The sequence below is a fragment of the Streptomyces sp. CY-1 genome, assembly GCF_047218265.1.
Lineage (GTDB): Bacteria > Actinomycetota > Actinomycetes > Streptomycetales > Streptomycetaceae > Streptomyces > Streptomyces niphimycinicus.
Map to the genome: position 1 here is coordinate 6,449,996 of NZ_CP178393.1, position 25,823 is coordinate 6,475,818.

Here is a 25,823-nt window from a genome sequence, read left to right on the forward strand (position 1 = left end):
ATGGCTGCTCGGCGTCCGCAACGCGCCGCACCGTCCGGCGCTGAGCGAAATTTGTCCGCTTAGCACTTAAAGTCGCCCCATGCCCACGCCATATGGATCCCGCGGCGGAATGGCGTTCAGTGCGGATGAGCTGCGTGTGCTCCGACGCGCCCTCGCCATCGCCCTCCGACCCGACCCCGTCACTCCCTCTGCCGGCCCCCTCGGCCCGGACCGGGCGGAGGAGGTCCAGGACTGTCTCCGGCTCGCCGAGGCCGTGGACGAAGCGGTCCGCGAGGGCGGGCGGCTGCGAGCGTTCCTGCTCGACGAGCTCGCCCGCTACCGCGCCGCCCTGCCCGGCGCCGCCGTCGGCTATCTCGAGCAGCTCCAGGGCGCCCTCGCGGCCGGTTACGAGCCGCTGGCCGAGGATCTGGCCGCGCTCCGCGCGCTGTGCGGGTCGGCCGCCGGGGGTGGTGAGGCAACACGCCGACGTGCGCTGCTGAGCCACTGCGAGCGCCTTGCCGAGCGGGGCGTGCGCGCCCGGCTCGCGGAGCGCGCCGGCGCCGTCGTACAGCCGCGCACCAGCCCCGTGGGGCCCCGGCTGCGCGCCCTGCCCGGCGGGGTCTCGACGGCGCCCAGGGCGGCCGTGCAGGGGACGGTGCGGAAGGGGTCGGAGGCGGCGCTGGAGGCCCTCCAGAAGGCCGATGAGCCCAGGCGGGAGCCGCAGCCGCGCAAGAAGCCCGCGGCGCCGGAGCACGGCGACCGCGAGGAGCCGAAGCGACGGGAGCCGGGCCGCCGGGCGCCGCGCCCGGGGCGTCCGGTGCCCACGCCGGCGGAGGTCTTCCCGCCCAAGCGCCGCCCCACGCCGCCGCCGGAGCAGGACTCGCGGCTCGGCGCCGGGGCCCGTTCCGCCTGACCCCGGGCCCACGGCCCGCCCTGCCCCGGGCCGCCGCGCCCGGGACCGGTGCCCGGCTCCGGGCGGCGGCGGCGCGCCGCGTAATCTGGTGGTCTCGAGCAAAAGGAGGCCGAGAGCCATGGATTACGTCTCCGCGCTGATCCCGCCCGTCGTGATGGCCGTGGCCTTCACCGCGCTCATCGTGACGATGGTGAAGAGCCAGGGTGGCGCCAACAAGTCCAAGGAGGACGCCGCGGTGGACGCGGCGCTGGCGGCCCGCGCCGAGGACGAGGCCCCGGCCCCGGCGCGCGAGACGGCCTGATCGGATCGATCGGGCCCATCGGGCGCCGCCACCCCCGCACACCACGGCGGCAGCACGCCGGACCACGCCCCGGGACGCATCGCGTTCCGGGGCGTGTGGCTTTTCCCTCGCAAACCTCCCGACATTCGGGACATCTCCCACTATTATTCTCCGTGTGCCTAGGCCATTGGGAGATCTCGAAGACGCGGTGATGACGCGGGTGTGGAAGTGGAACCGCCCGGTCACGGTCCGCGAAGTGCTGGAAGACCTTCAGCGGGAACGCTCGATCGCCTACACCACCGTCATGACCGTAATGGACAACCTCCATCACAAGGGCTGGCTCCGCCGGGAGGTTGAAGGCCGCGCCTATCGATATGCCGCGGTCTCCACGCGCGCCGCCTACTCGGCCGCACTGATGAACGAAGCGTGGTCGACCAGTGACAACCCAGCGGCCGCTCTCGTCGCGTTCTTCGGGATGATGTCCGAAGAGCAGCGGGACGCACTACGGGATGCCATGCGCGTCGCACAACTGGGGGAGACCGGGGAGAGCCCCGGTGAGTCGGGGCGATGACCCAGGGCGATAGCGTCCGGTCATGTCCTCCCCACTATCAAAAGTAGTCACCGTCCGCCGTGCCCGGACCGGCGATGTACGGGCGGTGCGCCGCCTCATCGACTCCTACGTGGACGATCGCATCCTGCTCGACAAAGCCACCGTGACGCTTTACGAGGACATCCAGGAGTTCTGGGTCGCCGAGCGCGACGAGGACGCTGAGGTCATTGGCTGTGGAGCGCTGCACGTCATGTGGGAAGACCTCGCGGAGGTCCGCACTCTCGCCGTCGATCGGACTCTCAAGGGCACCGGCGTAGGCCACCTGGTGCTCGACAAGCTGTTGCAGACGGCGCGCTGGCTGGGGGTGCGGCGCATTTTCTGCCTCACCTTCGAAGTCGACTTCTTCACCAGGCACGGCTTCGTGGAGATCGGCGAGACGCCGGTCGACGGCGATGTGTACAGCGAGCTCCTGCGTTCCTATGACGAGGGCGTCGCCGAGTTCCTTGGTCTCGAACGGGTGAAGCCGAACACCCTTGGCAACAGCCGGATGCTTCTGCAACTGTGATCGCGGGTCCTATGTCCGAATCGCGCCCCTATCACATAGCTCCGGAACATGACCTTCCATGAGGCTTCCCGCTTGGTGGATCGGTCGAACCTTCCCGGGGGGTTTGTGTTTTTCCGGGAAAGGCGGTTTCCTATTCTCTCGTAGTGTAATTACCTGGGGGGTGAGTCATCAGCGGCTAACGCCGCACCCCCGAACCCCCCGTTTTCCCTGAAAGGAACCCCATGGCACAGAAGGTTCAGGTCCTTCTTGTCGACGACCTCGACGGCGGCGAGGCGGACGAGACCGTGACGTTCTCCCTTGACGGCAAGAGCTACGAGATCGACCTCACCACCAACAACGCGGACAAGCTCCGTGACGCCCTGGAGCCCTACACCAAGGGCGGGCGGCGCACCGGTGGCCGGGCTTCCGGTGGCCGGGGCAAGGCGCGTGCGGCGTCGGGCGGCAGCCAGGACACCGCGAAGATCCGCGCCTGGGCGAAGGAGAACGGCTACGAGGTCAACGACCGCGGCCGTGTTCCGGCGACCGTTCGTGAGGCATACGAGAAGGCCAACGGCTGAGCGCGTCAGCCTTTCCCGGCTCGCCGCTGCCTCGGCAGCGGCCGGGCGCGCACCAATCGGGTGCGGAGGCATTCGGTTGCCGCCGCGCTCACGAGCCGTACGAGATCGGGGGCGCCCCCATCGCCCCCGAAGCCTGTCCTCGGCAGCGTTGGCTCCACCTCGCCCCTCGGGTCGGGAGGTCGCAGCCATACGGCGGCCTCCTGCGGGCATCGCTCTCCGGGCGCCCCGGCGGCCAGGGGCGGCGGCCAGGAGCGGGAGGGGCACGGCGCGGTGATCCGGCCACCGGCGCCGATCGCGGCCAGGTCCAGGGCCACACCGCCCCACTCCAGCCAGTCGAGCAGCCCCGGAAGCTCGTCGGCGCTGCCAGGGGCCACCAGAAGTCGCATCCAGGCACCCTCCACCGCGACCGGACCGGTCCGCGGTCCGCGCCGCAGCATCGCCAATCCGGCCACGGCCGGCAGTTCGATGACGTCGAAGGCCACCCCCGTGAGCAATTCGACGGGATCGCTGCCGGCCGTCGGCCAGCCCAGCTCCCGCTCGTACCAGCGTGACGGGGGGACCGGTGCCGGTGCGGACGGCCTCGCGCCGTGGACCCTGTGGATCATGCCCAGCAGAACTCTCCGCCGTCCCGCTTGGTTACGCCCCCGATGACCTACCGTGCGGGCCCGTGCGCGGACCGTGTCCGTGAGGGGTCCTACAGGGCCGGTGAACGGGCGCAAGGTTGTTCGCCCGTAGCGGATGGAACCGGCCCTTACGGCATGGACTGTCTGTGCTTGCGGGTAAGACATCCCTAGTGGGGAGGGGCGGTCCGCGTGTCGGGAGGAAGCGGCGTTCGCCATCGGCGTACTGGCGGTGGGCGTAGATGCCTGGCCTGCGGGAACATCGTCTCGCACCATCGGGTTAAGGCAGTTGTCGGCTGTTCGGGCAGGAGCCAGTGGCTGTTTGCCCCGCGCGAGCGGGGGTGATCCGGACGGTTGTCGGCAGTTGGAATGAGCTGTCCCGGGTTGCGGGACTAGCATGCGGAAGGACAGGGAGGGGATCGTCCCCGATCTTTCTGACCGCTCTGAGGAGCGATTAACGATGTTCGAGAGGTTCACCGACCGCGCGCGGCGGGTTGTCGTCCTGGCTCAGGAAGAAGCCCGGATGCTCAACCACAACTACATCGGCACCGAACACATCCTCCTGGGCCTGATCCACGAGGGTGAGGGTGTCGCCGCTAAGGCCCTGGAGAGCCTCGGGATTTCGCTCGAGGCGGTCCGCCAGCAGGTGGAGGAGATCATCGGGCAGGGCCAGCAGGCCCCGTCCGGGCACATCCCCTTCACCCCCCGTGCCAAGAAGGTCCTGGAGCTGTCGCTCCGCGAGGCCCTTCAGCTCGGCCACAACTACATCGGTACGGAGCACATCCTGCTCGGCCTGATCCGCGAGGGCGAGGGCGTCGCCGCCCAGGTCCTCGTGAAGCTGGGCGCCGATCTGAACCGGGTGCGGCAGCAGGTCATCCAGTTGCTCTCCGGCTACCAGGGCAAGGAGGCCGCCACCGCCGGCGGCCCGGCGGAGGGCACTCCCTCCACCTCGCTCGTCCTGGACCAGTTCGGCCGCAATCTCACGCAGGCCGCCCGCGAATCCAAGCTCGACCCGGTCATCGGGCGCGAGAAGGAGATCGAGCGGGTCATGCAGGTGCTTTCGCGCCGCACCAAGAACAACCCGGTCCTCATCGGCGAGCCCGGCGTCGGCAAGACGGCGGTCGTCGAGGGACTGGCCCAGGCCATCGTCAAGGGCGAGGTGCCCGAGACCCTCAAGGACAAGCACCTCTACACCCTGGACCTGGGCGCCCTGGTCGCCGGCTCCCGCTACCGCGGTGATTTCGAGGAGCGCCTGAAGAAGGTGCTCAAGGAGATCCGCACCCGCGGCGACATCATCCTGTTCATCGACGAGCTCCACACCCTGGTGGGTGCGGGCGCCGCCGAGGGCGCGATCGATGCCGCCAGCATCCTCAAGCCGATGCTGGCGCGGGGCGAGCTCCAGACCATCGGCGCGACCACGCTCGACGAGTACCGCAAGTACCTGGAGAAGGACGCGGCCCTGGAGCGCCGCTTCCAGCCCATCCAGGTCGCCGAGCCGTCGCTGCCCCACACCATCGAGATCCTCAAGGGCCTGCGGGACCGCTACGAGGCGCACCACCGCGTCTCGATCACGGACTCGGCCCTGGTCGCCGCCGCCACCCTGGCCGACCGCTACATCTCGGACCGCTTCCTGCCGGACAAGGCGATCGACCTGATCGACGAGGCCGGTTCCCGGATGCGGATCCGCCGGATGACCGCACCGCCGGACCTGCGCGAATTCGACGAGAAGATCGCCGATGTGCGCCGGGAGAAGGAGTCCGCGATCGACTCGCAGGACTTCGAGATGGCCGCGGGCCTGCGCGACAAGGAGAAGCAGCTCCTGGCCGCCAAGGCGAAGCGGGAGAAGGAGTGGAAGGCCGGCGACATGGACGTCGTCGCCGAGGTCGACGAGGAGCTGATCGCCGAGGTCCTGGCCACGGCCACCGGCATCCCGGTCTTCAAGCTGACCGAGGAGGAGTCCTCCCGGCTGCTGCGCATGGAGGACGAGCTGCACAAGCGCGTCATCGGCCAGAAGGACGCCATCAAGGCGCTCTCCCAGGCCATCCGGCGCACGCGTGCGGGCCTCAAGGACCCCAAGCGCCCCGGTGGCTCGTTCATCTTCGCGGGCCCGTCCGGTGTCGGTAAGACCGAGCTCAGCAAGACCCTCGCCGAATTCCTCTTCGGCGACGAGGACGCGATGATCTCGCTCGACATGTCGGAGTTCAGCGAGAAGCACACCGTCTCGCGGCTCTTCGGCTCCCCGCCCGGATACGTGGGCTACGAGGAGGGCGGCCAGCTCACCGAGAAGGTGCGCCGCAAGCCGTTCTCCGTGGTCCTCTTCGACGAGGTCGAGAAGGCCCACCCGGACATCTTCAACTCGCTGCTCCAGATCCTGGAGGACGGTCGGCTGACCGACTCCCAGGGCCGGGTCGTGGACTTCAAGAACACGGTGATCATCATGACCACCAACCTCGGCACCCGGGACATCTCCAAGGGCTTCAACCTGGGCTTCGCCGCCCAGGGCGATGTGAAGACCGGCTACGAGCGGATGAAGGCCAAGGTCAACGAGGAGCTGAAGCAGCACTTCCGCCCCGAGTTCCTGAACCGTGTCGATGACACCGTGGTCTTCCACCAGCTCACCGAGGAAGACATCATCCAGATCGTCGACCTCATGATCACCAAGGTGGACGAGCGGCTCAAGGACCGCGACATGGGCATCGAGCTCAATGGCGACGCCAAGAAGCTGCTCGCCAAGCGGGGCTACGACCCCGTGCTGGGCGCCCGGCCGCTGCGCCGGACGATCCAGCGCGAGATCGAGGACGTGCTCTCGGAGAAGATCCTCTTCGGCGAGCTGCGTCCGGGCCACATCGTGGTCGTGGACACCGAGGGCGAGGGTGAGGAGAAGAAGTTCACCTTCCGCGGCGAGGAGAAGTCGGCACTGCCGGACACCCCGCCGATCGAGTCCGCCGCCGGTGGCGCGGGCCCGAACCTCAGCAAGGAGGCGTGACGGACGCGGCGACGCCGCGCCCACGCCAGGGGCCGCCCCGGACCATCCCGGTCCGGGGCGGCCCCTTTTTGCGCTTTGCGTGGCCGAACACGGCCCTTTCGTGCAGGCGCGCCCCTGAGGGGCTCTGGCGGGGCTCTGCGGGCTCTGGCGGGGCTCTGCGGGCCCTGGGGGTTTCCCTGGACTTTCCCGGCCGGTGACGGGGGCGAACGGGAGGCAGAGGCCGCCCAGGCGGCCGACGGCGCCCCCTCCGGGCGGCTGACAGGGCCCCTCTGTGGTTCCGCCCCTCCGGGCCTTACGCGCCCGCCACGATGACCTGGACGCCCTCCGGGACCCCGGTCACCCCCGTATTGCGGTGGCTCAGCCGCAGGGTGTGCAGCCGGGGGAAGGCGGCCAGCCAGCTCAGGTCCAGGTCCGCGCCCAGGTCGTAGGCGAGCCACAGCTCGGTCAGCCGCTCCGCCACCAGGCCCTCGGTCAACTGCTCCGGGGTGAGCGCACCGGCTATCTGGACGCAGGGGCGGCCGCCGAGCCGGCGCAGGGCCCGCAGCTCCGCCAGGTCCGACACCGGAAAGTCGAGTTCCCGCTCATCGAGATGGCCGATGATTTCCTCGGCGTAACGATCGGTGTCATATCGCCGCCAGGCGCCCGCGAGCTGCGCCCGTACCGCCCAGGAGGCGCGGTCCCGCAGCCGGACCAGATAGTCGATGGCGCGGTCGTCGGCTATCGAGGTGGCGGTGACGGCCAGCCGATGGGCTTCCTCATCGGATACGCCGCCGGGATCGGGCAGCATTTCCAGCACGATAGGCCCGATCCAGCCCAGCGCGCGGGCCGCTTCCAGCGAGGTCGGGCGTACCAGATCGCGGGTATAGCGATGCACCCGGGAACGCACCTCGGGGTCCAGCTCCGTCGCATGTTCCAGACATGCGGCCGCCAGGAGTTTGCGATGGCGGGCATGGACCGGCCGGGCGTCTTTACGGGCCGCCAGCAGCCCCTCCAGGAGGTAGCCGCATTCATCGGGGCGGGCGAGAGCGACCGACATTCTGATCACTTCTTCCCAGTCGTCCAGGTGTGCGTGGTCGATCAGGAAGTCGAAATCGTGCCGTTCGACGACCGCTCTCGCGCTGAGATAGTCCTGGAACGTTCGGTGCACGAAATCGACCGAACCGGGTGTGGGCTCGCGCAATAGACCTGTCCGGTTGAGCAGATGTCGGTAGATCTCCTCCGGCCCGCCCTGCCGCGCCGCGTGCGGAATGGCCGGGAGGTGACGGCCGAGCGTCTCGACGGCGGTGGTCCGGTCCATTTCGGACCGGCCGTTGACGAGCATCCAGTGCGCCAGCTTCTGTAGCAGCCGGATCTTCGGTTCCTGGGGGAGGTCGATTCCCTCCGGCGGCAGCATGGCGCGCTCGCGGTCGCGCCGTTCCAGCAGCATGGAAAGGGCCGCGTCATAGAGGGCTTTCCGGCCGTGCGGCAGATAGCCGCGGCGGTCCCGGTGCAGTGCGCACAGCAGACCGCACATCAGTGGATTGGTGGCCAGCCGGCCGAGGTCCCGGGTAATCCTTACGGCGTCCAGCAGCGTTTCCTCGTAACCACTCAGCCGGTCCAGATCGGCACGGTCGGTGATGTCCTGGCGGGCCGCCGCATGCCAGCGCCGGATGAACGCGGTGACCCCCTCACGGCTGAGCGGGGAGAGTTTCAGCTCGGTGAAACGCTCCGAGGCCAGCCAGTTCTCCCGTACGGCCGAGGGGCGCGAGGTGACCAGCCAGATATTTCCCGGATAGCGCGCCGGAAGCTCGCGCAGCGCCTCGCGCAGCCGCTCACGCTCCCCCTCCGGGGCCTCGTCCACCCCGTCCACGAGCAGCAGTCCGCGCCCGTGGGACAGCACCCGCTCGGCCCATCCCGGCGGCTGGGCGGCGGTGTGCGGATAGCGGACGGCGGAGAGGAAGGCGTCCGGCTCCGGGAAGCCGTCGCGGCGGAACCGGCGCACGGGGAGCACGAAGGGCACCCGCCCGCGCAGCCCCGCCAGCGGGGCCGGGAGGTCACCACGCGCCACGGACACCGCGAGCCGCTGCACCAGCGTGGTCTTGCCCGACCCCGCCACGCCCCACAGCAGCACCCGTTCGCGTCCGGCGAGGGCCTGTTCCGCGGGGGCGCTCGGGCCGCCGCCGTCCGCCTCGGTCTCCAGGCTGAGATAGGCGGCGTCCAGCGGCCAACTGTCGGGGGAGTGGGCCAGATCGATGCCGTAGATGGTGAGGTGGTCGTGGGCGGCGACGATGTCCTGGGCGTAGCGCTGCTCGAACGCGGCGTCCTCGGCGGCCGTGACGAAGGGGGAGCGGATGGTGAGGAAGCGCAGGATGTGCGCGCAGACGGCCTCCCGGAGGGAGGCGTGCGAGCGGGCGTCTGCCGCGTTCAGCCCCTCGTCGGCGTCGGGGGCGGCGATGGCGAGGTGGTGGGCGAAGGCTTGGGGGCCGAGGCGGACGGCGCGTACGTCGTCGAGGTCTACGGTGCCGAGGGCGTGGAGGGTGCGGGCGAGGGCGTCGGTCAGCTCGGGCCGCGCCTGATCGGCGATCTCTCCAGCGATCTCTCCAGCGATCTCTTCAGCGATCTCTTTCGCGACCTCTTCGACGAGCACGGAGGCGATCCGGGGCAGGTCCCGTTCGGTGAGCGTGCGGTAGTCGCCCTGGAAGGCGACGAGGGAGGCGATGCGGACGGGCCGGTCCACCGGCCCGTCCGCGACGAAGAGTTCCTGGACCAGTGTGGCTATGGCTGCGGGATCCATGAGGCCCCGTCCCCCCGGTGACTGTTGTTCGCCGTATCGAAGAAGCCACCAGGGTAGGCGGGGTCGGTCCGGCGCTGTGGGGGTTCGGCGTGGGTTCCGGGGGCGGGCGGGGGCACGGGGCGGGTGCGCGGTCGGTGGGTGGTGGGTGCGCGGTCGGTTGTGTGGTGGGTGCCGGGGGCGGGGCCTCCGGTGCGGCGCCCTGGACCGCATATTTACGGCGCCGGTGCTCGGGGGCGTGGTGTGGGCCGGGGGTTGGCGCCACAAATATGCGAAAGCGTCCAGGACACCACCCCTGCGACCCCGCCCCCTCCCGCCGTCTCGCGGCTACCCGCCGGCGGTCCCGGCCCCGGCTCGCCCGGTGACCTACCGGCCCGGCTCTTCCTCCGCGAAGAGCTCATCGGCGGTGGAGACCGTGAAGGCTCGGTCGAACCAGCGGTCCAGAGTGCCGAGGTCGGCGCAGTGGGTGATGCGGTCGCGCGTCGCGGCCAGGGTGGGGATGCCTCGCTTCTCCAGGACGCCCAGCACCCCCTGAGCTCGGCCTCGGGCTTCGCCCTCTGCCGCCCCTTCTGCTTTCCCTTCTGCCTTCCCCTCTGCCTTCCCCTCTGCCTTCCCCTTCAGGAAGGTCTCCTCGATCAGGGTGCCGCGGCCGGGGAAGTAGGTGCCCACACTCATCTCGTTCCTCCAGGTGATTCCCGCTGGGGTAGTACTCCCCAGACCGATCTCCAGCAATTCCGTGTAGTAGCGGACAGAGTCCGGGTCGCCCGTTCCCATGGCGCGAGCCAGGGCCTTCAGTATGGCCGGGGCATCTTGGTGGCTGCCATGTGTCAAGGCCGAGAAGGTCGCCAGGGTCAGGTCTTGGGCGGCCTCGTCCGGGTCGAGGATCACCGGGACGTTCCCAGGGCCCAGGACCAGTGGATGTACCGACAGCGCCGTCCAGTCGTCCACGCCAACCCGGAAGGGGCCGGTCGCCCACTCGGCGGTTGCCTTGTCCTGGCAGACCACGAGCAGCAGAGCCGATTGCTTGTATTTCGCCGCCAGATACGACACGTAGTACGCCCAGTTGACTGCCTTGTCGGGGTCGCAGCGCCCTTGGGCCTCGATCGCCAGGAGGAAGTCGTCACCGTCGAACGGCTTGACGCGCAGCACGCTGTCCACGCGGCGTTCCAGCGGCCGTATCTCGGTGGCATCCGGGGTGAGCACTTCAACCGCCGCTTTCTCGGGCGGCGACAGATCCAGGATGCGGAATACCGGTGCGAGTAACTCCGGTCGTTCTTGAAAGATGCGGTGTGCGGCCTCGTGCCGCGAACTGACCATGTGTGTGAACGTAGGGTCATCGGGGCATGTGCACGGGGCAAATGACCGGTGATCACCCGATTGGGGGAAAGCCCTGGGTAGGGTCAGGCGGCGATCTCGTAGGCGCTCTGTTGCGGGGCGAGTTCGAACCAGAGCAGCTTGCCGCTGATGCCGAAGAGGTCGTCGGCGAGGGGGTAGCCGCCCCAGTTGTCGGCGCACAGTCGGACGATGAGGAGGCCCCGGCCGGAGGTCGCGTCCAGGTTGGCGGCGGCCTCGGTGAGGGCCGTGAAGCGGTCGAGGGGGCTGGGCGGGGCGTCGAAGGGCGCGGGGATGGTGGGGTTGGTGTCCCAGATGCTGACGCGGAGGCGGCTTTCGCAGAGGTGGCGGATGCGGAGTTGGGCCGGGCCGTCGGAGTGGCGGACGGCGTTGGTGACCAGCTCGCAGGTCAGGAGTTCCGCCGTGTCGGTCAGTTCCGTCATGCCGTGCGAGGAGAGGACGGCTCGCAGGGTTACCCGCGAGATCCTGGCCGCCCGTGGGTCGTTGGGGAGGCGGAGGGAGTACGTCCAGGGGTCGGAGGATGGCGGTACGTTGGCCATGGAGTCTCCCTCGGTCGGGCGAAGTTGGGTGGCTTGCGCCACACAGTAGGGCCAGTCGTGTTAGTTCTAACGTCGATACGGAGATATGGCTCACGATTGCCCTCGTGTGGGTGACAAGGGAGACCGATGGCGACCACCAGTAGTCCTACGCTCAAGCAGCGACGACTCGGAGCCGAGTTGCGGAAGCTTCGCGAGCGCGCGGGTCTGACCTCCACTGCGGCCGCCGCCGAGCTGGGTGTCCAGCAGGCCCGCGTGAGCATGATCGAGGCGGGCCGGTACGCCGTGGGTGCCGATCGTGTGCGCGTGATGGCTCGCACCTACTCGTGTGCGGATGAGGACCTTGTGGACGCGCTGGCCGACATGACGGGTGGACGAGCGCGGGGCTGGTGGGACGAGTATCGGGAACACCTCCCGGCCAGCTTCGCGGATATGGCCGAGTTGGAGCACCGGGCCCGAGCGCTGCGCGTCGCGCTGGTCATCCACATCCCGGGCCTGCTCCAGACCGTGGACCATGCCCGCGCGGTGATCCGGGAAGTAGCTCCGCCGTTGCGGGCATACGAGGTGGAGCATCGGCTGTCACACCGGATGAAGCGGCAGGCGATCCTCTACGGCGACAAGCCGGTGCCGTACACCGTGATCATCCATGAGGCCGCTCTGCGAATGGAGTTCGGCGGGATGGAGACGGTCCGCGCCCAGCTTGAGCACCTCCTCGCCATGAGCGAGATGGACAACGTCACCATCCGGGTGATTCCGTTCGGTGGCGGGACCTTCCCCGGGACCGGGCAGTCGTTCGACTATGTCGTGGGGCCTGTACCGCAACTCGACACGGTGCAGCTCGACTCTGCCCAAGGGACCCAGTTCATGGACGCGGAGGCCGAGTTGGCCAAGTATCGGGCTGTCTTGGAACGGATGGAGATGACCGCCCTCAAGCCGCGAGAGTCGCGGGACTTCATCCATGGCATCTTGCGCACCATGTGAAGGGGAGAAGCGTGTCCACGTACCAGTGGCGGAAGTCTTCGTACAGCGGAGACTCGTCCAATTGCGTCAATGTCGCGATCGCGTGGCGGAAGTCCTCCTACAGCGGGGACGCGGGCAACTGCGTGAACGTCGCCGCCCACGGCAACGGCATAGCGCTGCGCGAGAGCGACGACCCCGACATCGTCCTGACCACCACCCCCGCCGCCCTGCGTGCCTTCATACGTGGCGCCAAGGACGGCGCCTTCGATCGCATCCAGGAAAGCGGAGCGTAGGCGCGACGGCCCGTCGGGAGAGGGAGAGGGAGAACAGACGGCCCGTCGCTTGCGCGACCCTACGATTGGGCGCTGAGCGGGCACTTACCGCTTGCTGAGCCCGGTCGGAAAATGGGAGGCGGGCCGGTCGGCGGCCGGGGTACCGTGCCGCCCATGGACTCGTTCATTCAGATCTACGGCTGACACGCCGTTTCGCCCCGCGCACCGGCGACCACGCCCGTGCGCCGGGCCGTCGTGTCCATCTCGCCGTAGACCTGAAACGAGTGATCCCATATGTCCCGTCGCCGTGCCCATATCGCGATGGTCGGCATCCCCGCCATCAGCCATGTACTGCCCAGCCTCGAGATCATCCGCGAGCTCGTGGCCCGTGGGCATCGGGTGACGTACGCCAACGATCCCTTCGTCGCGCACGTCATCGAGCCCACCGGTGCCGCGTTGGTGCCGTACCGGTCCACGCTGCCCGTCGTGGACAACAACTGGCCGGAGGACCCCATCGCCGCCGGCACCGTCTTCCTGGACGACGCGATCCAGGCGCTGCCGCAGTTGCGCGCCGCGTATGACGAGGATCCGGCCGATCTCTACCTCTACGACATCGGCGGCTACGCCGGGCGTGCCCTGGCCGAGGCGCAAGGGCGGCCGGCGCTACAGCTCTCGCCGTCCTTCGTGGCCTGGGAGGGCTACGCGGAGGAGGTCGGGGCGGCGCTCAAGGCGCTGCCGGGGGCCGACGCGTATCAGGAGAAGTTCGCGTCGTGGCTGGCCGGTTGCGGGGCGACCACGCTCGACCCCGATGTCTTCAGCGGGCGGCCGGAGCGGGCCATCGCGGTGATTCCCCGGGCCATGCAGCCGAACGCGGACCGAGTGGACGAGGAGGTGGTGACGTTCGTCGGGCCGTGCCTCGGCGACCGGGCCGACCAGGGTGGGTGGGAACGGCCCGCCGGGGTGGAGAAGGTGCTGCTGGTCTCGCTGGGTTCGGCTTTCACCCGGAAGCCTGACTTCTACCGGGAGTGCGCCGCGGCTTTCGGGGAGCTGCCCGGATGGCATGTGGTGTTGCAGATCGGGAAGTACGTCGACCCGGCCGAGCTGGGGGAGCTCCCGGGCAACATCGAGGTGCACCGCTGGGTGCCGCAGTTGGCGATCCTGGAGCAGGCCGACGCGTTCATCACCCACGCGGGGATGGGCAGCAGCGGCGAAGGGCTGTACTGCGGGCTGCCGATGATCGCCGTACCGCAGAGTGCCGAGCAGCCGATGAACGCCGACCGGCTGGTGGAGCTGGGCGTGGCCCGCCGTATCGACACGGCGGACGCCACGGCCGAGGTGCTGCGGTCGGCGCTGACCGAGCTCACCACGGACGCGGAGGTCGCGCGACGGGCGGCGCGGCTGCGGGACCAGGTGCGGGCCGAGGGCGGCACCGGGCGGGCCGCCGATCTGATCGAGGACGCGCTGCGGTGACATGACGATGGCCCGGCCGCTTGGCGGCCGGGCCGTCGGCAGGCGTCGGGCGGTTACTTCACGATCGTGATGCGGTCCGCCTTCGGCGGGTCCAGGGGCGAGGACTGCGACGAGTGCGCGCCCAGGTAGGCCGTGAACGCGTCCAGGTCGGAGGCGCCGACGAGCTTGTTCTTGCCGTCCTTGAAGGCCGGGAAGCCGTCGCCGCCGCCCGCGAGGAACTCGTTCATCGCGACCCGGTAGGTCTTGGCGGGGTCGATCGGCTCACCGTTCAGCTTCACCGTGTCCGTGACGATCCGGTCCTTGCCGGACTTGGTCAGATCCAGGGTGTAGGTGAGGCTCCTGGAGACCTGGAGGATCTTCGGGGATGCCTCGTTGGAGCCGCTGACCTGCTGCTGGAGCGCGGTGATGAGCTGGGAGCCGGTCAGGTCGAGCACGTTCATCATGTTGGTGAACGGCTGGACGGTGAACGCCTCGCCGTAGGTCACCACCCCGTCCCCCTCACTGCCCGACGCCTTGTGGGCGAGGTCGGAGCGGATGCCGCCGGGGTTCATGAAGGCGAGTTGGGCGCCGCCCTTGTCGGCCGGGGCGAGCGCTTCGAGCTGGCCGTCGGCGATGACGTCGCCCAGGGGCGTCTCGTACGCGGTGGAGCCGCGGCCGTTGACGTCGGCGGAGATATAGCCGACGGGCTTGCCCGCGATCGGGGCGGCCAGCTTGTTCCAGCGCCCGATGAGCGAGGTCATGTCGGGGGCCTTGGGCTGCTCGCGGTCCACGACGTGGTTCGCCGCGTTGGCGCCCTTCACGCTCGTCCGCACGATGTCGCCGGTGCGGCGGTCGTAGGTGAGCGTGGTGTCCGTGTAGAGGCGGCCGAAGGAGGCCGCGGAGGTCACGGTGCGCGGGGTGCCGGACGGGTCCGGGATGGTGCAGGTGTACGCCTGGTGGGTGTGGCCGGTGACCAGGGCGTCGACCGTGGGCGAGATGTTCTTGGCGATGTCGACGATGGGGCCGGAGATGCCCTTGCCCGCACCGCCGTTGTCGCAGTCGGCGTTGTACGAGGCGGAGGCGGGCAGCCCGCCCTCGTGGATGAGCGCGACGATCGACTTCACGCCCTTGCGCTGAAGCTCCTTGGCGTACTTGTTGATCGTCTCGACCTCGTCGTGGAACTTCAGGCCCTTGACGCCCTCGGCCGTGACGATGTCCGGGGTGCCCTCGAGGGTGACCCCGATGAAGCCGATCTTCACGCCCTTGTGCTTCCACACGGTGTACGGCTTGAGGATGGGCTTGTCGGTCTTCTCGTCGGTGACGTTCGCGGCGAGGTAGGGGAAGTCGGCGCCCGGGAAGGTCTTGCCCTTCTCGTAGCAGCCCTCCTTGGGGTGGCAGCCGCCGTTCTGGATCCGGTTCAGCTCGGCGCGGCCCTCGTCGAACTCATGGTTGCCGACCGCGGTGACATCGAGGTCCAGCTTGTTGAGCGCCTCGATGGTCGGCTCGTCGTGGAAGAGACCGGACAGCAGCGGGCTGGCGCCGATCATGTCGCCGCCGGCGGCGGTGACGGAGTAGTCGTGGCCCTTACGGGCGTTACGGAGGGAGGTGGCGAGGTATTCGGCGCCACCCGCCGGGATGGTCTTGGTGGTGCCGTCCGGCTGGGTCTCGGTGACGGTGCCCGAGGAGCCCTGCGGGGGCTCCAGGTTTCCGTGCAGGTCGTTGAAGGACAGGAGCTGTACGTCGACGGTGCGCCCGGGCCGGTGCTTGTCCGAGGCGGCGGCGGTGTCCGCGCCCGCCGGGCCCACGGCGGTCAGCACCCCGGCCGCGGCGGCCAGCACCGCGACTCCCGTGGCCAACCGGCGTGCCGCCCCGCGCCGTTGAGGTCTCGCTGGCATGTCGTCCCCTTGTGTGCCCGGTGTGGATGGTGGAGCGCAGCTTACGGTCAACGCGCGTAGCGGGGCAGGGGCGGGAGGTTAAGAGCTGGTAGCCGATGGTCAACGGTGTGGGGCGACTTCGCCCGTTCAGGGGAAATGTTCCGATGGGCGGTTTGGGTGGCGGTTCGCTATATGAGCGTGCGGATCATGCAGAACGAACTCGCGAAGCAGCCGCCGATCCCCGCACCGGGATCCGAGCTCCCGCCGGGCTTCTTCGAGCTGGTGGATGACCTCAAGGTGATCGTCACGCAGGCGAGCGTGCGTGCTCAGATGAAGGTCAAGGCCCGAACAAATTGGGCAACAAGCTGTTGCCCAATTGCCCTGGGGTCACATCACCCTGCTGATGGCAGGGCGCCGCGCTCAACAACTTCGACGCCACGGTCCCGGAGGACTCCGATGCCGTCAACGAGGTCGTCAAGGATCCCTGCCGAGTCGACTTCACTCGGCTCTCCGGCAAGGTGGCGGAGCGCGACGATCCGACGCTCGGGATCCTCATCGCGAGGAGCCGCGACAAGGGGACGATCGAGTACGCCCTGCGGAGCAACAACGCCCCGCTCGCCGTGAGCATCTACGCCGCGCTGCCGCCCCATGTGCGGGAGCTGATGCCCAGCGCCGAGGACCTCTCCCGCATCGCCGACGACATCCTCGACGGGGATGGGGCAGCCGGGTGACCCGCCGGTAATGAATTGTGCAGCGGCTTGCCGCACAATTGGGCCGCCGTAGGCTCGGCCCCATGAATGACGTGGTGAACGAGACATCCGGTGCCCGGCGGCTCGATGTGCTGGAGGAGCTGGCGCCCACCGAGGCGCAGGATGTGCTGCGGTTGGTCGCGGAGTCCGCGCGCGCCGATGGTCAGCAGGCCGTCTCCGAGCAGGGGCGGCTTCAGTTGCGGGGGCGGCGGGAGGGGGTGCGGCATCTGGTGCTGCGGGAGCCGAGCGGGGAGCTGGTGGGATACGCGCAGCTCGAGGACACCGACCCGGTGGAGGCCCCGGCCGCGGAGCTGGTCGTGCACCCGGCGCACCGCGGGCAGGGGCATGGCCGGGCGCTGGGCGTGACCCTGCTGAGGGAGTCGGGGAAGCGGCTGCGGGTGTGGGCGCACGGGGGGCATGCCTCGGCGCGCCATCTGGCGCAGGTGCTGGGGCTGACGCTGTTCCGGGAGCTGCGGCAGATGCGCCGCCCGCTGGGGTCGCTCGCGGAGCTGGGCCTTGCGGAGCCCACGTGGCCGCAGGGCGTGACGGTCAGGACCTTCCGGCCGGGTGCGGACGACGCCGACTGGCTGGCGGCGAACGCGGCGGCCTTCGCCCACCACCCCGAGCAGGGCTCGCTCACCCAGCGTGATCTGGACGACCGTAAGGGCGAGCCGTGGTTCGATCCGGCGGGGTTCTTCCTGGCCGAGCGCGAGGGGCGGATCGTCGGCTTCCACTGGACCAAGGTGCATGCCGAGGAGCGGCTGGGGGAGGTGTACGTGGTGGGCGTGCGGCCGGACGCCCAGGGTGGCGGCCTCGGTAAGGCGCTCACGTCGGTCGGCTTGCGGCATCTGGCCGCCCAGGGGCTGCCGACCGCGATGCTCTATGTGGACGCCGACAACTTCGCCGCGGTCGCGGTCTACGAACGGCTCGGCTTCGTCACCCATGAGACGGACCTGATGTACCGGACCGAGACCTGAGCCGGCCCCGCGCCCGGGGGGCTCAAGAGGGCGGAACCCCTGGGGGCCGGACCCCTGGGGGATGGGTCCCGATTTCCTACGCGCCATGTGTCCGTTACCGGCGATTCAACCTTGGTTGCGAGCATCACTGAATGCAGCCCGCTGTGCCGAATTCGTCGAACCGGAGGCTCCGTGCCGTTTCCGCACCCGCTTCCGCCACGCCGTCTTCGCCTCCGGCGCGGAACAATGAATTCATGAGCGAAAGCAGCGGTCAGGCATCGGTTTCCCCCCAGCCCCAGCGGCAGCCCTCGGTCGGGTCCATCGCGGCCCACCGGCCGCATGCTGTCGCCGCGCCACCGGTGCGGTCGCTCGCCCCCGACCTCGACGCCGACCTGGACTCGTACGAGGAGGGGGACGGGCCCGACCTGACGGGCGGGGACCTGCCGCAGGGGCGGTTCCTGGACCGGGAGCGGAGCTGGCTGGCGTTCAACGAGCGGGTGCTGGAGCTGGCCGAGGACCCCTCCACCCCGCTGCTGGAGCGGGCCAACTTCCTGGCGATCTTCGCGGGCAATCTGGACGAGTTCTTCATGGTGCGGGTCGCCGGCCTCAAGCGGCGCATCGCGACCGGGGTCGCCACCCGCTCGGCCTCCGGGCTCCAGCCGCGCGAGGTGCTGGACCTGATCTGGAACCGGTCCCGTGAGCTCATGGCCCGGCACGCCGCCTGCTATCAGCAGGACGTCGCCCCGGCGCTCGCGGAAGAGGGCATCCATCTGGTCCGCTGGCCGGATCTCACCGAGAAGGAGCAGTCCCGCCTCTTCACCCTCTTCCGGCAGCAGATCTTCCCCGTGCTGACCCCGCTCGCGGTGGACCCGGCGCACCCCTTCCCCTATATCTCGGGGCTCTCGCTCAATCTCGCGGTCGTGGTGCGCAACCCCGTGAGCGGGCATGATCACTTCGCACGTGTGAAGGTCCCGCCGTCGCTCTCCCGGTTCCTGGAGGCGTCGGCGCAGCGGTATGTGCCGCTGGAGGACGTGATCGCGGCGCATCTGGAGTCGCTCTTCCCCGGGATGGAGGTGCTCGCGCACCACATGTTCCGGGTGACCCGCAACGAGGACCTCGAGGTCGAGGAGGACGACGCCGAGAACCTCCTCCAGGCCCTGGAGAAGGAGCTGCTGCGCCGCCGCTTCGGGCCCCCGGTGCGGCTGGAGGTCGAGGAGTCCATCGACCCGTATGTGCTGGACCTGCTGGTGCGCGAGCTGAAGATCTCGGACGCCGAGGTCTATCCGCTGCCGGGGCCGCTCGACCTCACCGGGCTGTTCGGGATAGCCGCGCTGGACCGGCCGGAGCTGAAGTACCCCAAGTTCGTGGCGGGCACCCACCGGGACCTCGCCGAGGTGGAGTCCGCGTCCCCGCCCGACATCTTCGCGGCGCTGCGCGAGCGGGACGTCCTCCTCCACCACCCGTACGACTCGTTCTCCACCTCCGTGCAGGCGTTCCTGGAGCAGGCGGCCGCCGACCCGGATGTGCTGGCGATCAAGCAGACGCTGTACCGCACCTCCGGCAAGTCGCCGATCGTCGACGCGCTGATAGACGCGGCCGAGTCCGGCAAGCAGGTGCTGGTGCTGGTCGAGATCAAGGCGCGCTTCGACGAGCACGCCAACATCAAGTGGGCGCGCAAGCTGGAAGAGGCCGGCTGTCATGTCGTCTATGGCCTCCTCGGCCTGAAGACCCACTGCAAGCTGTCGCTGGTGGTCCGCCAGGAGGGCGACACCCTGACCCGCTACTCACATGTGGGCACCGGCAACTACCACCCCAAGACCGCCCGGCTGTATGAGGACCTGGGGCTGCTGACGGCGAACTCCCAGGTCGGCGCCGACCTCTCCGACCTCTTCAACCGGCTGAGCGGCTACTCCCGGCGGGAGAACTACCGGCGGCTGCTGGTCGCCCCCAAGTCGCTGCGCGACGGGCTGATCACCCGGATCAACAAGGAGATCACCCACCATCGGTCGGGCCGTCCGTCCTACGTCAAGATCAAGGTCAACTCGATGGTCGACGAGGCCGTCGTCGACGCCCTCTACCGGGCCTCGCAGGCCGGTGTGCCGGTCGATGTGTGGGTGCGCGGCATCTGCGCGCTGCGGCCGGGCGTCCCCGGGCTCTCGGAGAACATCCGGGTCCGCTCGGTCCTCGGACGCTTCCTGGAGCATTCGCGCGTATTCGCGTTCGGTAACGGTGGCGAGCCGGAGGTGTGGATCGGCAGCGCCGACATGATGCACCGCAACCTCGACCGCCGGATCGAGGCGCTGGTGCGGGTCACCGACCCCGGCCACCGCGCCGCCCTCAACCGCCTGCTGGAGACCGGGATGTCCGACTCCACCTCCTCCTGGCATCTGGGCCCGGACGGCGAGTGGACGCGGCATGCGACGGACACGGAAGGCCAGCCGCTGCGGAACGTTCAGGAGATGCTCATCGACGCCCGGAGGCGACGGCGTGGTTCAACGACATGACCTGTCACCGGCCGGGATGACGGACGCCGCCCAGCCCTGCCCAGGGGCGGCGGCCGGCATGACGGATCGCGGTGCGACGACGGACCGGGGTGCGACGACGGACCGGGGTACGGCCGACCGGGGTGTTCAGGACCGGGCGGCGGAGGCCGCCGCGGCGCCCTCATGGGAGTCGGCCACGGCCGGTGAGGTGCTGTCGGCGTATCTGCACGCCCAGGCCGGGGACTTCCTCCGCAGCCTGCGGCTGCACCGCGAGAGCGGCTCCGATGTGCAGGAGGCGGCCGAGGCCGCCCGGCTGCTGCGCCGCGCCGCGCGGCGGATCAGCGGCGCACTCTACGTCTACCGCCCGCTCACCGATACGGCCTGGTCCGATCAGCTCCGGACCGAGCTGGCCTGGCTGTCGGGCACGCTGGCGCGGGAGCACGCCTACGCCGAGCGGCTGGACCGGCTGCGCGGCGCCCTGCACCGGCTCTCGGGCGCGGGTGGCCCCGCCGACCGGGCGTCGCACGGCGAGGGGACGGCCGCCGAGGTCGCGAGCCCCGGTGAGTGGCCCGCCGACGGCGCCGCGAACGCCGCGCATGCCACGAGCGCGGCGCACTCCGCGCGCGGCGGGGTCACGGTCGCGGTCGACGGCTCGGGCGGCCCCGCGGGCGCTGCCGGTACGCCGGCCACCGGCGGCGCGGCCGCCGCCGTCCCGCCCCGTTCCACCCGTGCCGCACGCCGCAGTGTCTCCCTGGCCGCGGGTGCGCCGGGAAGCGGAGCCGCGGACCCTGTCGGGGGGCAGGGTGCGCGACCCGGTCAGGCCGACGCGGGCGGCGCCGAGGGCGCGGCCGGGACGGCCAGGGACGAGGGCCGGGCGGCCGGACGGCGGCGTGGTGAGCGCGGCGAACGTGGTGACAAGAACGGCCGGGGCGCCAAGGGCGAGAAGACCGACCGGCCCGGCCGGCCGGGCGCGGCCCATCAGCGCGCCGGTGCCGAGGAGGAGGCCCGCGGCGGTGCGCTGACCGTGGGCGCGGCCCGCGCCGGAGCGCTGCTGGAGCGCCAGCTCACCCTGGCCAGGACCCGGGCCCACACCGCGGCCCTGGAGGCGCTCGGCTCCTCCCGTTTCCACGCGGTCGCCGACACCGTCGCCCTGCTCGCCTCCGACGCCCCGCTCGACGAGGCCAACGCGGCCCGCCCGGCCGGGCAGGTGCTGCCGCCGCTCGCCGAGCTGGCGAACCGGCGGCTGGCCGAGGCGGTGGAGGCGCTGCCGCTGATCCGCGCCGGACATCCGTACAACGCGGAGGCGCTGGTCCATGGCCTGGCCGCGACCTCGGCGGCGGACGCCCCGCCCGCCAGCGAGCGCCAGGACGCCCCCTGGCACCAGGTGCGCCATCTGCTGCGGCTGCGGCGGTACGCCCTGGAGGTGCTCGACCAGGTGTGGCAGCAGCCGGACGGGGCAGGCGGGCCGGGCGGGTCCGGGCCGGGCGGGTCCGGCTCCGCGGACGCCGAGCCGCCGCTGTCCGTACGGCTGCTGGCCGCCGGGCAGGCGCTGGAGCGCCACCGCGACGCGGCCGAGGCGGCCGCCGCCGCGGCGGCAGCCGCCCGTACGCCCCGGATCGCCCCGGCGACGGCGTACGCGCTGGGCGTGCTCCACGCCGATCAGCGGCATGAGGTCGAGGCGGCCCGCTTCGCGTTCGGCCGGATCTGGCGGCGCGTCGGCACCAGAGCCTTCTGACGGCGGACGCCCGACGCGAGGACGGCGGACGCCCGACGGGAGCGGCAACAACAGACGCCGCATTCGCATGAGGAATGCGGCGGACACCGGAGACCGGGGAGGGAGACGGCGGATGAACCGGTCAGATTCCCGTGATGACGGGGGAGCGGACACCGGAACGGTCCTGGCGGCGGGCTGTGTGCTGTGGCGACGGTCCCCGCACGGCGGCGGGCTGGAGATCGCCCTCGTCCACCGCCCCCGCTACGACGACTGGTCCCACCCCAAGGGCAAGCTCAAGCCCGGCGAGGACGCGCTGCACGGCGCGGTGCGCGAGGTTGTCGAGGAGACCGGTATGGGCTGCGCCCCGGGGGCGGTGCTGCCCACCATCCACTACATGGCCAAGGGCCGTCCCAAGGAGGTCCGCTACTGGGCGGCGGAGGCCGTCGACGACGAGACCTTCGTGCCCAACCGCGAGGTCGACCGCCTGCTCTGGCTGCCCCCGGACGCGGCCCGCCGCCGCCTCTCCTACGACCACGACCGCACGCTCATCGACGCGCTGCTGCACGCCCTGCGGCCGTCCTGAACCGCGCCCGGTGCCCTGACCGGCGGGGCGGCTCCCCGGCGGCGTCCCGAATCCCCTACAGGAAGCGTGCGAGGAACGCCCGGGTGCGGGGGTTGGCCGGATCGTCCAGCACCTCCTGTGGGCTGCCGCTTTCCAGGACCTGGCCGCCGTCCATGAACACCACGCGGTCCGCCACCTCCTTCGCGAACCCGATCTCGTGCGTCACCACGAGCATGGTGAGCCCGTCCCGGGCCAGATCGCGCATGGTGGCCAGGACCTCGCCGACGAGCTCGGGGTCCAGGGCGCTGGTCGGCTCGTCGAAGAGCATCAGCTTGGGCCGCATGGCCAGGGCGCGGGCGATGGCCACGCGCTGTTGCTGACCGCCGGAGAGCTGGCGCGGATAGGAGGCCGCCTTGTCGGCGAGGCCCACCCGGGACAGCAGCTCCATCGCCGTCCGGCGCGCCTCGGCCTTGGAGATGCGGAGCACACCCACCGGGGCCTCGATGACGTTCTCCAGGACCGTCTGGTGCGGGAAGAGGTTGAAGTGCTGGAACACCATGCCGATGTCACGGCGCTGCCGGGTCACCTCGCGGGGGCGCAGATGGTGGACGCGCCCGGCGGACTGCCGGAAGCCGATCAGCTTGCCCTCGACATGGATGGCGCCCGCGTCGATCTGTTCCAGGTGGTTGATGCAGCGCAGAAAGGTCGACTTACCGGAACCGGACGGTCCAAGGAGCACCACGACCTCGCCCCTGCGTATCTCCAGGTCGATGCCGCGGAGCACCTCCAGATCCCCGAACCGCTTGCGGACCCCATGGGCCACGACCATCGGCGGCTCCGCCGCCGCGCCCTCGGGAGCGGTGGCCCCCCGGGTGTCCTGGATCGTCATGTGTCCTCCTTGGTGAGGGGGCCGTCCTCCGGCGCCGGGGACGTGACGTCCGGGCGTCGGCGGAAGAGCGCGAAGTCCCAGAACCTCTGGGGGGCCTGGCGGCTCGCCCCACGGGCGTAGTACCGCTCGATGAACGACTGGCCGACATACAGCACCGACGTCATGACCAGGTACCACAGGCAGGCCACGATCAGCAGGGGGATGGTCTCGAAGGTGCGGTTGTAGATCGACTGGACCGTGTAGAGCAGATCGGCCAGGGCGAGCACGCTCACCAGCGAAGTCGCCTTGAGCATGTTGATGACCTGGCTGCCGGTGGGCGGCACGATGAACCGCATGGCCTGCGGGAGGACGACCCGCCGCAGAATCCTCGCCCGGCCCATGCCGAGCGCGGCGGCGGCCTCGGTCTGACCGTGGTCGACGCCCAGCAGACCACCGCGCACGATCTCGGCCATGTACGCGGCCTCGTTGAGGCCGAGCCCGAGGATGGCGGCGAGCCAGGGGGTGATCAGCGAGTTGGTGTGCCCGCTGATGAACTCGGGGCCGAACGGCACGCCGAAGGAGATCCTGGGCAGCAGCGCCGAGAGGTTGTACCAGAAGACCAGTTGCACCAGCACCGGGATACCGCGGAAGAACCAGACGTAGGCCCCGCAGACCGTGCTGAGCACGCGGTTCTCCGACATCCGGCCCACCGCGACGAGCACGCCGCCGACGATGCCGATGAGCATGGCGACGGCGGTCAGCTCGACCGTGGTGGCGATGCCCTGCCCGATGATCTGGGCGCCGAAGTAGGCGCCGACGGTGCCCCATTCGAAGTGGGGGTTGGTGACCAGGAAGTGCACGAGCTGGGCGCCGAGCACCGCGAGGACCAGCACCGCGAGCCAGCGCAGCGGATGGCGGACGGGAGAGGCCCCGGCCACGTCGACGACGGGGACCGCTCCGGGCCGCGGATCGGCCTTCCCCGGGTCGTCTCGGGTCGCCGATGGTTGGGTGGTGGCCATGGACGGGCTCACCTCCTCACAGGAACAGGGGGACGGGGGTCAGGACGGGCCGCCGAGGTTGACGCCCGGCTTGTCGAGGGTGTTGGCGGACAGGCCCCACTTCTTCATGATCTTTCCGTAGGTGCCGTTGTCGATGAGCTTCCGAAGTGCCTTGAGGAGCACGTCGCGCAGCGGGGAGCCCTTGGCGACGACCGCGCCCTGGTAGAGGTCGTCGAAGCCGTTGCCCTTGCCGGTGCCGGTCAGTTCGAGCTGGTCCTTGGCCTGCGCCACGAAGTAGGTGAGCGGCGCCTGGGAGGAGAAGAAGGCGTCCGCGCGGCCGGAGCGGACGGCCAGGATGGAGCCCGGCTGGTCCTTGTACGACTGGACCTTCACGGCCTTCTTGCCGTCCTTCTCACAGGTGAGCGACTGCTTCTTGATGACTCCCTCGGCGGAGCCGCCCGCCATCACCGCGATCCGCTGTCCGCAGGTGTCGGCCAGGGAGCCGATGTGGTGCGGATTGCCCTTGGGCACGGCGAAGACGACGAACTCGCGCACCCAGTCGACGAAGTCGTTGGCGCCCTGCCGGTCCTTGAAGTCGCCGACGGGGCCGAGGGCGAAGTCGTAGCGGCCCGCCTTGATGCCGGTCAGTTGGCTGGGCAGCCCGTCGGTGGTCACGTGCCGGATCTTCACGCCGAGGACCTGGCCGAGCGCGTCGGCGAGGTCGGCGGAGGCACCGGTGAGGCTGTGGCCGTCCGAGCCGGCGATCTCGTACGGCGGGAAGGAGCCGTTGTTGACCGACACCAGCGAGCCGGAGGTGCGGTTCCTCGCGGGCAGCGAGGCGTGCAGCGCCTTGTCCTCGGCCAGCTTGGCCGGGGCCGCCTTGGAACCGCCGGAGGAGTCCGCGGCGCCGTCCGCCTGGGGCGGGTTGGCTCCGCAGGCGGCCAGGGCGAGACAACAGGACAGGGCGGTCGCCACGGTGGCCAGGGGACGTCTGATGGGGATGTTCACTGGGGCGCTCCGAGGGGGATGACGGTCGGGTCGACGGCGAACCGGCGGTTGGCCAGCACCGGAAGGGTGCGCCGGGCCGCGGCGGTGGTGTCGGGGTCGGCGTCCGCCCAGGCCAGTCCGGGGGCCGCGGCGAGGCGGGAGCGGACGGTGCCCAGGGGGTCGACGATGAGGCTGTTGCCGATGTTGCGCGGGCCGCATTCGCCGCTCGCCGCCACCCAGCAGGTGTTCTCCAGGGCCCGTGCGGTGGCCATGACCTCCCAGTGCCGTTCCTTGGCCGGGCCGCGCACCCACGCCGCGGGCAGGGCCAGCACCTCGGCACCGGCATCCACCAGCAGCCGGGCCAGCTCCGGGAAGCGCACGTCGTAGCAGGTCATCAGGCCGACCTTGGTGCCCGCGACATCGATGACGACGGGGGGCTCCGCCGCGGGGCGGACGTTGGCCGACTCCAGATCGCCGAAGGCGTCATAGAGGTGGATCTTGCGATAGCGGGCGATCAGCTCACCGTCGCGCAGCGCCACCAGGGTGTTGAACACCCGTCCGTCCTCGGACGGCTCATGGATGCCGACCACGACCGTGGTCCTGCCGCCGGCGGTGGCGGCGCGCAGCTCGGTGACGAACGGGCCGTCGAGGGGCTGGGCCACCTCGCGGATGCGGTGCCGGTCCTCGGTGAAGCGGGCGAGTACACCCTCGGGGAGGACGAGCAGATCCGCGCCGCCCCGCTCCGCCTCGGCGGTGAGTTCCTGGCAGGCGGCCAGGTTCTCCTTCCAGTCGGGAGTGGCGGTGAACTGTCCTACGGCGATGCGCATATGAAGTGCTCCGGG

At 70.4% G+C, this 25,823-nt stretch carries 23 protein-coding genes; 14 read left to right on the plus strand and 9 right to left on the minus strand.

Going from position 1 to position 25,823, the window contains the following annotated elements; translation table 11 throughout:
• Nucleotides 1-79 precede the first annotated feature (79 nt).
• The 5 genes from ACK1X7_RS27890 (at nt 80) to ACK1X7_RS27910 (ending at nt 2,844) form a co-directional block, all read left to right on the plus strand.
• On the plus strand, nt 80-892 hold the full coding sequence (locus ACK1X7_RS27890) for a hypothetical protein (protein ID WP_385144277.1): 813 nt from the start codon (nt 80-82) through the stop codon (nt 890-892).
• Between the two features lie 118 nt (nt 893-1,010).
• Complete coding sequence (locus tag ACK1X7_RS27895; protein ID WP_216345350.1) at nt 1,011-1,193, plus strand: hypothetical protein; 183 nt, start codon at nt 1,011-1,013, stop codon at nt 1,191-1,193.
• Between the two features lie 154 nt (nt 1,194-1,347).
• Nucleotides 1,348-1,743 (plus strand): BlaI/MecI/CopY family transcriptional regulator, encoded by a 396-nt coding sequence (locus ACK1X7_RS27900; RefSeq protein WP_078642159.1) that lies wholly within the window; start codon nt 1,348-1,350, stop codon nt 1,741-1,743.
• A 22-nt stretch (nt 1,744-1,765) separates the two neighbouring features.
• Nucleotides 1,766-2,287 carry an amino-acid N-acetyltransferase gene (locus ACK1X7_RS27905; RefSeq protein WP_014061627.1) on the plus strand — a complete coding sequence of 174 codons (522 nt, stop codon included), beginning with the start codon at nt 1,766-1,768 and terminating at the stop codon, nt 2,285-2,287.
• A gap of 221 nt (nt 2,288-2,508) precedes the next feature.
• Nucleotides 2,509-2,844 (plus strand): histone-like nucleoid-structuring protein Lsr2, encoded by a 336-nt coding sequence (locus ACK1X7_RS27910; RefSeq protein ID WP_208515325.1) that lies wholly within the window; start codon nt 2,509-2,511, stop codon nt 2,842-2,844.
• 5 nt (nt 2,845-2,849) lie between these two features.
• On the opposite strand, the gene ACK1X7_RS27915 is transcribed toward ACK1X7_RS27910, so the two are convergent.
• Nucleotides 2,850-3,449: an SCO3374 family protein gene (locus ACK1X7_RS27915; protein WP_385144279.1), complete on the minus strand. Its 600-nt coding sequence runs from the start codon at nt 3,447-3,449 to the stop codon at nt 2,850-2,852.
• Nucleotides 3,450-3,924: 475 nt separating this feature from the next.
• On the opposite strand from ACK1X7_RS27915, the gene ACK1X7_RS27920 reads away from it, so the two are divergent.
• Complete coding sequence (locus tag ACK1X7_RS27920) at nt 3,925-6,450, plus strand: ATP-dependent Clp protease ATP-binding subunit (protein WP_059142484.1); 2,526 nt, start codon at nt 3,925-3,927, stop codon at nt 6,448-6,450.
• 292 nt (nt 6,451-6,742) lie between these two features.
• On the opposite strand, the gene ACK1X7_RS27925 is transcribed toward ACK1X7_RS27920, so the two are convergent.
• From ACK1X7_RS27925 to ACK1X7_RS27935, 3 genes are all read right to left on the minus strand, one after another.
• Nucleotides 6,743-9,223, minus strand: coding sequence for an NACHT domain-containing protein (locus ACK1X7_RS27925; protein ID WP_413115786.1), 2,481 nt, complete (start codon nt 9,221-9,223; stop codon nt 6,743-6,745).
• 363 nt (nt 9,224-9,586) lie between these two features.
• Nucleotides 9,587-10,537 carry a hypothetical protein gene (locus ACK1X7_RS27930; RefSeq protein WP_385153561.1) on the minus strand — a complete coding sequence of 317 codons (951 nt, stop codon included), beginning with the start codon at nt 10,535-10,537 and terminating at the stop codon, nt 9,587-9,589.
• An 83-nt stretch (nt 10,538-10,620) separates the two neighbouring features.
• Nucleotides 10,621-11,112 carry an ATP-binding protein gene (locus ACK1X7_RS27935; protein ID WP_413115787.1) on the minus strand — a complete coding sequence of 164 codons (492 nt, stop codon included), beginning with the start codon at nt 11,110-11,112 and terminating at the stop codon, nt 10,621-10,623.
• Nucleotides 11,113-11,238: 126 nt separating this feature from the next.
• Between ACK1X7_RS27935 and ACK1X7_RS27940 the strand changes: the two genes are divergently transcribed.
• From ACK1X7_RS27940 to ACK1X7_RS27950, 3 genes are all read left to right on the plus strand, one after another.
• Nucleotides 11,239-12,090, plus strand: a complete 852-nt coding sequence (locus ACK1X7_RS27940; RefSeq protein ID WP_385153564.1) for a helix-turn-helix domain-containing protein — start codon at nt 11,239-11,241, stop codon at nt 12,088-12,090.
• 11 nt (nt 12,091-12,101) lie between these two features.
• Complete coding sequence (locus ACK1X7_RS27945; protein ID WP_385153567.1) at nt 12,102-12,362, plus strand: DUF397 domain-containing protein; 261 nt, start codon at nt 12,102-12,104, stop codon at nt 12,360-12,362.
• Between the two features lie 273 nt (nt 12,363-12,635).
• The gene (locus ACK1X7_RS27950; protein ID WP_413115788.1) at nt 12,636-13,811 is read left to right on the plus strand and encodes a macrolide family glycosyltransferase; all 1,176 of its coding nucleotides are present in this window, start codon (nt 12,636-12,638) and stop codon (nt 13,809-13,811) included.
• A 53-nt stretch (nt 13,812-13,864) separates the two neighbouring features.
• Here the strand turns inward: ACK1X7_RS27950 and ACK1X7_RS27955 are convergent, their stop codons facing one another.
• Complete coding sequence (locus tag ACK1X7_RS27955) at nt 13,865-15,685, minus strand: bifunctional metallophosphatase/5'-nucleotidase (protein ID WP_390793140.1); 1,821 nt, start codon at nt 15,683-15,685, stop codon at nt 13,865-13,867.
• Nucleotides 15,686-16,182: 497 nt separating this feature from the next.
• Between ACK1X7_RS27955 and ACK1X7_RS27960 the strand changes: the two genes are divergently transcribed.
• From ACK1X7_RS27960 to ACK1X7_RS27980, 5 genes are all read left to right on the plus strand, one after another.
• Entirely contained in the window at nt 16,183-16,395 is a 213-nt protein-coding gene (locus ACK1X7_RS27960) for a hypothetical protein (RefSeq protein WP_390793139.1), read from the plus strand.
• Nucleotides 16,396-16,457: 62 nt separating this feature from the next.
• Complete coding sequence (mshD, locus tag ACK1X7_RS27965) at nt 16,458-17,390, plus strand: mycothiol synthase (RefSeq protein WP_385153578.1); 933 nt, start codon at nt 16,458-16,460, stop codon at nt 17,388-17,390.
• A 233-nt stretch (nt 17,391-17,623) separates the two neighbouring features.
• Nucleotides 17,624-19,873, plus strand: a complete 2,250-nt coding sequence (locus tag ACK1X7_RS27970) for an RNA degradosome polyphosphate kinase (protein WP_390793138.1) — start codon at nt 17,624-17,626, stop codon at nt 19,871-19,873.
• Nucleotides 19,874-19,931: 58 nt separating this feature from the next.
• Nucleotides 19,932-21,587 (plus strand): CHAD domain-containing protein, encoded by a 1,656-nt coding sequence (locus ACK1X7_RS27975; RefSeq protein ID WP_413115789.1) that lies wholly within the window; start codon nt 19,932-19,934, stop codon nt 21,585-21,587.
• 112 nt (nt 21,588-21,699) lie between these two features.
• The gene (locus tag ACK1X7_RS27980) at nt 21,700-22,149 is read left to right on the plus strand and encodes an NUDIX hydrolase (protein ID WP_385148078.1); all 450 of its coding nucleotides are present in this window, start codon (nt 21,700-21,702) and stop codon (nt 22,147-22,149) included.
• Between the two features lie 55 nt (nt 22,150-22,204).
• Here ACK1X7_RS27980 and ACK1X7_RS27985 read toward each other — a convergent pair whose 3' ends face one another.
• Genes ACK1X7_RS27985 through ACK1X7_RS28000 form a run of 4 tightly spaced genes read right to left on the minus strand, consistent with a single transcriptional unit; the run spans nt 22,205 to nt 25,808 of the window.
• The gene (locus ACK1X7_RS27985) at nt 22,205-23,017 is read right to left on the minus strand and encodes an amino acid ABC transporter ATP-binding protein (protein WP_361495864.1); all 813 of its coding nucleotides are present in this window, start codon (nt 23,015-23,017) and stop codon (nt 22,205-22,207) included.
• On the minus strand, nt 23,014-24,015 hold the full coding sequence (locus ACK1X7_RS27990) for an amino acid ABC transporter permease (protein ID WP_385148075.1): 1,002 nt from the start codon (nt 24,013-24,015) through the stop codon (nt 23,014-23,016). Before ACK1X7_RS27990 ends, ACK1X7_RS27985 begins: the two co-directional genes overlap by 4 nt.
• 39 nt (nt 24,016-24,054) lie before the next feature.
• A complete protein-coding gene (locus ACK1X7_RS27995) occupies nt 24,055-25,002 on the minus strand; it encodes an ABC transporter substrate-binding protein (protein ID WP_385148072.1) in 948 nt (315 codons plus the stop codon).
• Entirely contained in the window at nt 24,999-25,808 is an 810-nt protein-coding gene (locus tag ACK1X7_RS28000) for a deaminated glutathione amidase (protein ID WP_078642142.1), read from the minus strand. Before ACK1X7_RS28000 ends, ACK1X7_RS27995 begins: the two co-directional genes overlap by 4 nt.
• Nucleotides 25,809-25,823: the final 15 nt, after the last annotated feature.

Excerpts from the sequence above, each read along its gene's own strand:
- ACK1X7_RS27935 (WP_413115787.1), bottom strand. The coding sequence starts at position 11,112 with ATGGCCAACGTACCGCCATCCTCCGACCCCTGGACGTACTCCCTCCGC.
- ACK1X7_RS27895 (WP_216345350.1), top strand. The coding sequence starts at position 1,011 with ATGGATTACGTCTCCGCGCTGATCCCGCCCGTCGTGATGGCCGTGGCC.
- ACK1X7_RS27980 (WP_385148078.1), top strand. The coding sequence starts at position 21,700 with ATGAACCGGTCAGATTCCCGTGATGACGGGGGAGCGGACACCGGAACG.
- ACK1X7_RS28000 (WP_078642142.1), bottom strand. The coding sequence starts at position 25,808 with ATGCGCATCGCCGTAGGACAGTTCACCGCCACTCCCGACTGGAAGGAG.
- ACK1X7_RS27970 (WP_390793138.1), top strand. The coding sequence starts at position 17,624 with ATGAGCGAAAGCAGCGGTCAGGCATCGGTTTCCCCCCAGCCCCAGCGG.
- ACK1X7_RS27985 (WP_361495864.1), bottom strand. The coding sequence starts at position 23,017 with ATGACGATCCAGGACACCCGGGGGGCCACCGCTCCCGAGGGCGCGGCG.
- ACK1X7_RS27915 (WP_385144279.1), bottom strand. The coding sequence starts at position 3,449 with ATGATCCACAGGGTCCACGGCGCGAGGCCGTCCGCACCGGCACCGGTC.
- ACK1X7_RS27990 (WP_385148075.1), bottom strand. The coding sequence starts at position 24,015 with ATGGCCACCACCCAACCATCGGCGACCCGAGACGACCCGGGGAAGGCC.
- ACK1X7_RS27925 (WP_413115786.1), bottom strand. The coding sequence starts at position 9,223 with ATGGATCCCGCAGCCATAGCCACACTGGTCCAGGAACTCTTCGTCGCG.
- ACK1X7_RS27975 (WP_413115789.1), top strand. The coding sequence starts at position 19,932 with ATGACGGATCGCGGTGCGACGACGGACCGGGGTGCGACGACGGACCGG.
- ACK1X7_RS27955 (WP_390793140.1), bottom strand. The coding sequence starts at position 15,685 with ATGCCAGCGAGACCTCAACGGCGCGGGGCGGCACGCCGGTTGGCCACG.
- ACK1X7_RS27920 (WP_059142484.1), top strand. The coding sequence starts at position 3,925 with ATGTTCGAGAGGTTCACCGACCGCGCGCGGCGGGTTGTCGTCCTGGCT.
- ACK1X7_RS27950 (WP_413115788.1), top strand. The coding sequence starts at position 12,636 with ATGTCCCGTCGCCGTGCCCATATCGCGATGGTCGGCATCCCCGCCATC.
- ACK1X7_RS27940 (WP_385153564.1), top strand. The coding sequence starts at position 11,239 with ATGGCGACCACCAGTAGTCCTACGCTCAAGCAGCGACGACTCGGAGCC.
- ACK1X7_RS27905 (WP_014061627.1), top strand. The coding sequence starts at position 1,766 with ATGTCCTCCCCACTATCAAAAGTAGTCACCGTCCGCCGTGCCCGGACC.
- ACK1X7_RS27930 (WP_385153561.1), bottom strand. The coding sequence starts at position 10,537 with ATGGTCAGTTCGCGGCACGAGGCCGCACACCGCATCTTTCAAGAACGA.
- ACK1X7_RS27910 (WP_208515325.1), top strand. The coding sequence starts at position 2,509 with ATGGCACAGAAGGTTCAGGTCCTTCTTGTCGACGACCTCGACGGCGGC.
- ACK1X7_RS27890 (WP_385144277.1), top strand. The coding sequence starts at position 80 with ATGCCCACGCCATATGGATCCCGCGGCGGAATGGCGTTCAGTGCGGAT.
- mshD (WP_385153578.1), top strand. The coding sequence starts at position 16,458 with ATGAATGACGTGGTGAACGAGACATCCGGTGCCCGGCGGCTCGATGTG.